The organism is Streptomyces sp. (genome assembly GCF_050698815.1).
In the GTDB taxonomy this organism is placed as follows: domain Bacteria; phylum Actinomycetota; class Actinomycetes; order Streptomycetales; family Streptomycetaceae; genus Streptomyces.
In genome coordinates, this window is record NZ_JBOHCV010000780.1 from 1 (window position 1) to 7,130 (window position 7,130).

At 70.0% G+C, this 7,130-nt stretch carries 5 protein-coding genes, 1 tRNA gene and 1 pseudogene; 2 read left to right on the top strand and 5 right to left on the bottom strand.

From position 1 onward, the window contains the following. The 4 genes and pseudogenes from ACRDP3_RS27980 to ACRDP3_RS27995 form a co-directional block, all read right to left on the bottom strand. Positions 1-175 (bottom strand): annotated as a pseudogene (locus ACRDP3_RS27980) (homoserine dehydrogenase); the annotation flags it as partial. Between the two features lie 128 nt (positions 176-303). After that, entirely contained in the window at positions 304-1,695 is a 1,392-nt protein-coding gene (gene lysA / locus ACRDP3_RS27985) for a diaminopimelate decarboxylase (protein WP_431519813.1), read from the bottom strand. Positions 1,696-1,771: 76 nt separating this feature from the next. Next, positions 1,772-2,608, bottom strand: a complete 837-nt coding sequence (locus tag ACRDP3_RS27990; protein ID WP_431519814.1) for a DALR anticodon-binding domain-containing protein — start codon at positions 2,606-2,608, stop codon at positions 1,772-1,774. A gap of 75 nt (positions 2,609-2,683) precedes the next feature. Next, positions 2,684-3,097 (bottom strand): response regulator, encoded by a 414-nt coding sequence (locus tag ACRDP3_RS27995; protein ID WP_431519815.1) that lies wholly within the window; start codon positions 3,095-3,097, stop codon positions 2,684-2,686. Positions 3,098-3,263: 166 nt separating this feature from the next. Here ACRDP3_RS27995 and ACRDP3_RS28000 point away from each other — a divergent pair. Continuing rightward, positions 3,264-3,335 (top strand) — tRNA-Arg (locus tag ACRDP3_RS28000). A 1,201-nt stretch (positions 3,336-4,536) separates the two neighbouring features. Here the strand turns inward: ACRDP3_RS28000 and ACRDP3_RS28005 are convergent. Further along, positions 4,537-6,231, bottom strand: a complete 1,695-nt coding sequence (locus tag ACRDP3_RS28005) for a TIGR04141 family sporadically distributed protein (RefSeq protein WP_431519816.1) — start codon at positions 6,229-6,231, stop codon at positions 4,537-4,539. A gap of 201 nt (positions 6,232-6,432) precedes the next feature. Between ACRDP3_RS28005 and ACRDP3_RS28010 the strand changes: the two genes are divergently transcribed. Beyond that, a partial coding sequence (locus ACRDP3_RS28010; RefSeq protein WP_431519817.1) for an N-6 DNA methylase occupies positions 6,433-7,130 on the top strand: 698 nt, incomplete at its 3' end.

A 7,130-nucleotide genomic window follows, 5' to 3' on the forward strand; every position in this document is an offset into this window, starting at 1 on the left:
GGTCGATTCCCTCCCGCACCCGGTCGGGGCGGCGCACGGCGACGCCGGCCAGTTCGACGGGGGCGCCGATGCGGGCGGCGAGGTCGTCCGCGTGCGTCGTCATGATGCGTGCCACCTCTGAGCCGACGACCCCACAGCCCAGCAGCGCCACCTTCAGCGGACGCGTACGCATCATCCGACCTCGCCTTTCGTCATGTCTGTGCTGTCAGTCTCACGTACCGGTCCGGAGAATCCACCCGCGTTCCAATATGTGGGACGTATGTCTCGCCAGCCGAGCCGGCCGGGCCGGGCTGGCCAGGCGGGCTAGCCGACATCGAGCCGCAGGAGATCCTCCTCCGTCTCCCGGCGGACGATCACCCGCGCCTCCCCGTCCCGTACGGCGACGACGGGCGGGCGCGGCACGTGGTTGTAGTTGCTCGCCATCGAACGGCAGTACGCGCCGGTCGCGGGCACGGCGAGCAGATCACCGGGCGCCACGTCCGCAGGCAGGAACGAGTCCCGTACGACGATGTCACCGCTCTCGCAGTGCTTGCCGACCACCCGGGAGAGCATCGGCCGGGCCTCGGAAGCGCGGGAGACGAGGGAGACGCTGTACTCGGCGTCGTAGAGCGCGGTACGGATGTTGTCCGACATGCCGCCGTCCACGCTGACGTACGTCCGCAGGCCCGGCAGCTCCTTGACCGTACCGACCTCGTACAGCGTGAACGCCGACGGGCCGACGACGGCGCGGCCGGGCTCGACGGACAGCCGCGGCACCGACAGGCCCGCGCCACGGCACTCGCGGCTGACGATCTCGGCCAGCGACGTGGCGATCTGGTGCGGCTCGCGGGGGTCGTCCTCGGGGGTGTAGGCGATGCCGAGGCCGCCTCCGAGGTCGATCTCGGGCAGCTCCACGCCGTGCTCGTCCCGGACGTCGGCGAGCAGCCCCACCACGCGGTGCGCGGCCACCTCGAAGCCCGAGGTGTCGAAGATCTGCGAGCCGATGTGGGAGTGGATGCCGATCAGCTCCAGGCTGTCCAGCTTGAGCACCCTGCGTACGGCCTCGGCCGCATGGCCGTCGGAGAGCGAGAGCCCGAACTTCTGGTCCTCGTGCGCCGTGGCGATGAACTCGTGGGTGTGCGCCTCGACGCCGACGGTGATCCGGATCTGCACGGGCTGCCGCTTGCCGAGCTGGTCGGCGATGTGCGCGACGCGCACGATCTCCTGGAAGGAGTCCAGCACGATGCGCCCGACGCCGACCTGGATGGCCTGCCGGATCTCGGCGGAGGACTTGTTGTTGCCGTGCAGCGCGATCCGCTCGGCGGGCATGCCGCCCGCGAGGGCGGTGGCCAGCTCGCCGCCGGAGCAGACGTCGAGGTTGAGCCCCTCCTCGTTCAGCCAGCGCACGACGGCACGGGAGAGGAACGCCTTCCCGGCGTAGAAGACGTCGGCGCCGGGCCCGAAGGCGTCCCGCCAGGCGCGGCAACGCGCGCGGAAGTCGGCCTCGTCGAGCACGTAGACGGGAGTGCCGAACTCCTCGGCGAGCTCCCGTACGTCGATGCCGCCGACGGAGACGGCACCGGTGGCGGCGCGGGCGGTGGTCTGCGGCCAGACCCGGGGTTCGAGTTCGTTGAGGTCGGCGGGCGGCGCGGTGTAGTGCCCCTCGGGGAGCACGTCGGCGTGCCGGGGGCCGGCGGGGTGCGCGGAACGGCTCATGCGCGGGTCTCGCTCTCGTGCTGATGGTGCTGGTGCCGGTGCTGGTTCACGTTGATCGTTGGTCCTTTTCGAAGTCTCAGAGATGTGCGGGGGCGCTGACGCCGAGCTGGGACAGGCCGCCTGCCAGCACCGCCCCGGTGGCCTCGACGAGGGCCAGCCGGACGCGGTGGGCGGCCCCGGGTTTCTCGTCACCGAGGGGCAGGGGCGGGCAGTGGTCGTGGAAGTCGAAGAAGGCCTCGGCGACGGCCTCGAGGTGCCGGGCGTGCGGGCCGGCCTGCCTGGTGGTGCCAGCCTGTTCACAGATTCGCCGATGATCGGCGAGCAGCGCGAGCAGGGCGCGCTGCTCGCGGTTTCCGCAGCCGGAACCGCTGCCGTCGTCGGCGTACGCGTCGCCGTGAAAGCCCAGGTCGTGGGCGTTGCGCGTGAGCGCCCGAGCACGCGCGTGTGCGTACTGCACGCGAAAGAGTGAACTGGCCCGCGCCGTCCGTACGGTCAACGCGGCGGGGTCGTCGCCGGTGGCGGCGCTCCAGTGGGCGATGTCGGCGGCGGGATCGTCGATGCCGGGCTCGTACTCCTGCCCGGCGTCCGACAGCTCCGTCACCAGCGCGGCGCCTGCCCGGTCATCGAGAGTGACGTTCAGGAACCCGCCCCCCGCGATCTCCACGCTCCGGATCCCGTCCTGGCGCCCGAGCCCGGCCTGGAGCACTCGCGCCACGTCCAGCGGCGGCATCCCGGCCGCCTTGGCGAGCGGAAACGCGACGCTGACCGCGTAGTCCCCGGCACCGCGCCGTGGCGGCGACTCGACCACCACTGGCTCCGGGACCGCACCCGCCGGGACGTCGCCCAGCTCACCGCTCTCCACGGCACGACGCACTGTGTGCAGCACGGTGCGGGAGAGCTGGGCGGGTGTCACGGCGCAAGCGTATGGGAGCGGGGGTGGGGGAACGCGAATCGGTTTCCACGGGCGGGCACGGCGCGCACCAGCGCGTCAGCGGCGCACCGGCCGCACGGCCTCACCGTCAGCGGACTCCAGGCCGGTCAGCCGCCGCGCCATCCGCACCAGCGCGGCGGGCTCGAACGGCTTCGCCAGCAGGGCGTCCACCGCGGGCTCCGCCCCCTTCTCGCCACCGAACTGCGTGCCGGCGCTGATGATCGCGACCGGGATATGACGCGTACGCGGATCGGAACGCAGCTGCTCGGCGGCCCGCAGCCCGTCCAGGCGGGGCATCATGACGTCGAGCGTGACGAGGTCGGGCCGCACACCGTGCACGACGTCCAGACACTCGGCACCATCGGCGGCGGTCACCACCTCGAAGCCCTCGAGCTCGAGATTGACCTTGATCAGCTGCCGGATGACCTGGTCATCGTCGACGACAAGGACCCGCCCGTACGTACCTGGCACATGGCAAAGCCTAGGCACACCCCTCCCCCGGCGTCCGGCTTTTGCCCTTTTCCACCCCGCCGGGGCCGCCCCCTCCTCCCGGGCCCGCGGGCTCCCGGAATCCGGTTCCGGTGCACCATGCCCGAGCTGGTACTGTTCACTCTGTCGCCGCCGAGGCGCCGACAGAGCCCCCGTAGCTCAGGGGATAGAGCAACGGCCTCCGGAGCCGTGTGCGCAGGTTCGAATCCTGCCGGGGGTACTTCGGATCAATACCCTGACCAGCATAGATGTCGGTCAGGGTATTTCTCGTGCATGCCAAAACACACACGGCCAACCAGCCATTGCCGCTCAGCCCTCTACTCCGTTGACCTGCAGCTTTGCTGTACCGGACTGGCAAAGTCCTCAATGTCCGATCCCATGACGTCGCTTCGCGTGGGACATTTGTGGGACGCCGCAGGCGTGAGGTCCCACAGACGTAGGCCCGCTGTCCCCTTCGCTTTTGCCGATGAGGACGGCCAATACGCACAAAGAGAGACGCGCCGTTTCACTTCCGGAGCCACTGCTCGGCGCCCTGTGAGCGGCGATTCAAAGCGGCGGCAGCTGCACTCTTACTGACCACCGCAAGCGTGCCGCACGTGAAGGTCACCTGGCCTCTCATGATCCTCGAGGTCTCGCCCAGCAGACGGGACGCCACAGCCAAGATCTACGTGCTTCCGAAAGTTGCTCGACGAGTTGGTCGGGCCGACATCCGGGAGTGTGACCTACCCCGGGCACATCGACTGGGGCCCGCACTATGAATACGACCTTGCCGACGAAGCCGACCTGCTTCTCCTGTATGAGCGTGGCACCCGCGAAGCACAGTCCCTTGCCAGCCTACAGACGCACCTGAACGCCGAACTGCTGCGCCAGCGTCCCCGCCCACTCCGCCCGGGGAGCCTGGCAGGCCCGCTTCCCCGAACTCGCATCTGCGGCGGCTGCGGCGTAGTGGGCAAACGGCACCGCCGACTGATCCACATCGGGCTCGACGCGCTGCCCGTTCCGGGTCTTCGCCGCGCTCAGCGGTCGGCGCGTGCCGTCGGGGGACGTCCGGCCGTACGGAGGCGGCCCGCGGAACCGGGAGGGGCAGTCGACGCACTGGCAGTCGGTGACGATCAGGCCTGTTCGACGAGGGTGATGAAGTCGAATCCGCGGGAATCGGTGGTGCTGTCGGCAACGCGGTACATCTCCCATGTGAAACGCATCGCCTCGTGGTGGCCGCGTGCGCTGGCGCGGCAGCACGACCTGATAAATCCGACCGTCCACAGCGTCGGCGCACCGCCCCGTGGTGACGTACTTGGCGATGTAGCCCACGACAGCCGCTGCTGACGCGTGCCACTCCCCCGCATACCGTCGGTACGAGGTGACCGGCCGCACGTCGACCTGTGTGCCGATCGCAGCACCCACGGACTGAGTTGCCCCCGCTACGCGGCCAGGTGGCGGATTCCCGCCCGGCTTGGATGCACCGCCGTGGACTGGATCCCGATGACCTCGACGGCGACGCCCCACGCCTCAAGCATCTTGGCCGTCTGCACGAGGGTGACCTGGGAGAACGGGAACAGCGTGTCGGCGGTGAGGTCGGTGCCGTCCTTCAACAGGATCGCGAAGACGACCCTCGACGGCCGGAAACCCTCCGGCAGAGGCCGACCGGGCCGGGCCGCAGCCACCTTTCGGGCGAACCCGTCCCCGGCCTCCGGCGAGTGCAGCAGGGTCTGTACGGCGACGACAGCCTGACCGAACAGATGGCTCAGCGCGTCGGAGCCCTTGGCCCGCTTCACCATGACCAGGACGTCGTCCGGGCTCAGCAGGTCACAGATCTCCACACCGTTGCCTCGGTGCAGCGCGGTCCGGACGTTGTCACGATCGAAGCAGACGTACCCGGGCCGCAGGTCGGGCACCGACTCGTTGTAGTCCCGCTCCTTGTCCCCGCGCACCCAGGCCGGAAGGTCGACCGAGGGCGTGTCGGTGATGAGCCGCTCCACCTGCGAACGGATCACCTTCAGATACGCCTCACCGATCTCGTACCACTGCCCGTCCAGCAGGAAGAACCGGCGGCCACCGAGCGCCACTTCCGCCTCGATCCACCGCAGCACGCTCGACGTCCAGATGAAGTCACCCTTCTCTGCCCGGGCGTGCGCGTAGAGGGTGACGGTGCCGTCCCGGAGCGCGGCGAAGCGCGTTCCCGCCCTCTGCACGCGGGCCCGGTTGAGGACGTACTCCAGGCAGAAGTCGTCGGCGAGGTAGGCGTCCTTGCTGTGCACCTTGATGGCGAACGCCTGGGCGGCGCCGTAGTCGTCCCAGTGGTCGGACGGGACGGCGACCGCGATACGGCCGTCCGGCTGCTCGCCGAGCATGTCGTCGAGCCGCTCCTCCAGCCGCGTGACGAGGTCGTCGTCCTTGACCGGAACGATGTGCTCGACGAACTCCAGTTCCGGAGTCGGGGCCTCGTCCCGGAGGACACGGGCGATGGCCCGGATGTCCGCGACCAGGTCCGCGGCGTCGATTCCGAGGCGCATCCGCAGCCCGGTACCGCCCTCGACGCTGGAGATCTTCGTACGGTCGTCCTGAGCGATCGTCAGCTGGAGCCCGTCCAGCCGACCGCCCAGCCGCCGCACGATCTGCGCGTGCTCCTGGACACCCAGACTCCAGACCGGAGCGCCGCCGGGCACGAGGGTGATGTCGGTCCGGCCGCCGCCCGGCGTATGGGAGACCATGTCCCGGATCTGGGCGGGGTCCACCCTGCGGATCACGAAACTCAGCCCGAACCGCCGGTCCTTGACCCGGTCGGGCACCAGGCGGAAACCCTGGTCGTAGCCGACGGCGTACACCTCGTCGTCGACCGCGAGCATCAGCAGCCCGGCCGACCGGTTCACGGGCCGCGACACCTCGCACCCGGTCGTGCGATTGATCTCGCCGCACCAGCTCGCGACCGGCTGCTCGAAGCTGCCGGTGACCAGCAGCGCCGGAACACCCAACCGCTCCTCCGGGAAGTGCAGCTCCGCGTCAACGGCTTCGAGCCGAGTCGGGTCGAGTACGTCGAACATCGCGTCGACCGTGGGAGCGATCCCCGTGAGCCGGTACAGGGTGCGCTTGGACGTGCCGGAAGTGCTGGTGGCCATGGTGCCGCTCCATTCGAATCGACGTGTTGCCGGCAGGGGGATGCCCGGGAGACCTGGGGAGGCCGGAAAGCAGGAAGCCCGGTGAAAGCACAACCAGTAGAGCGATAACTGAAAGCACTGTCAAACACTTCACATCAATTGGGTGTCGGTATAGAGTGAGCCGTTCAGCACGTCCGCCCCCACGTCACCCGGCAGGAGCCCATGAACCAGCAGGCCAGTGCCCTCGTGACCGCCGCCGACATCTCGCGGCTGGCAGGAGTCACCCGCGCCACGGTGAGCAACTGGCGTCGTCGGCATCCGGACTTCCCCGCCCCTGCGGGAGGCACGGACACCAGCCCGACCTACGACCTCGACGCCGTACGCGCCTGGCTCTCCGCCCGTGGCCAACTCCCCGAGGACACACCGGCGGACCGGCTTCGCACCGCGTTGCGCACCCACCCCGGCGACGGCGAACTGGCCCTGCGCCTGCTGCCTGTGGTGCTCGCGGCTGCCCGGCTGGACCGGAGAGCGCGCGAAGCCCTCCCCGAACTGCGTGACGACGCGCTGCTGCGATGGGTCCGGTCAGCTGCGGACGGCGGAGTCCAGGACATCCCGGGAACCGAGGACGCCGCATACGCCCCCGAGGCTGCCGGGCCGCTGAGGGCCTTGTTGCAGTGCGTCGTCACGGATGGCGCCGAGGCTGCGACGGATGTCCTGGCCGAACGCCTGCTGGAGGACACGGGGGGCACCGGCACCTACCTCACACCGCGACCGTTGGCCGCCCTCATGGCCCGGCTCCTGACCGACAGCGCGGGTGCTTTCCCCACGACCGTTCTCGACCCCGCGTGCGGTACCGGATCGCTGCTCGCCGCCGCGGCATCCGCCGGCGCGACCGGCCTGCGCGGCCAGGACGTCCTGGC

Coding starts and splice junctions, on each gene's coding strand:
- lysA (WP_431519813.1), bottom strand. CDS start 1,695: ATGAGCCGTTCCGCGCACCCCGCCGGCCCCCGGCACGCCGACGTGCTC.
- ACRDP3_RS28005 (WP_431519816.1), bottom strand. CDS start 6,231: ATGGCCACCAGCACTTCCGGCACGTCCAAGCGCACCCTGTACCGGCTC.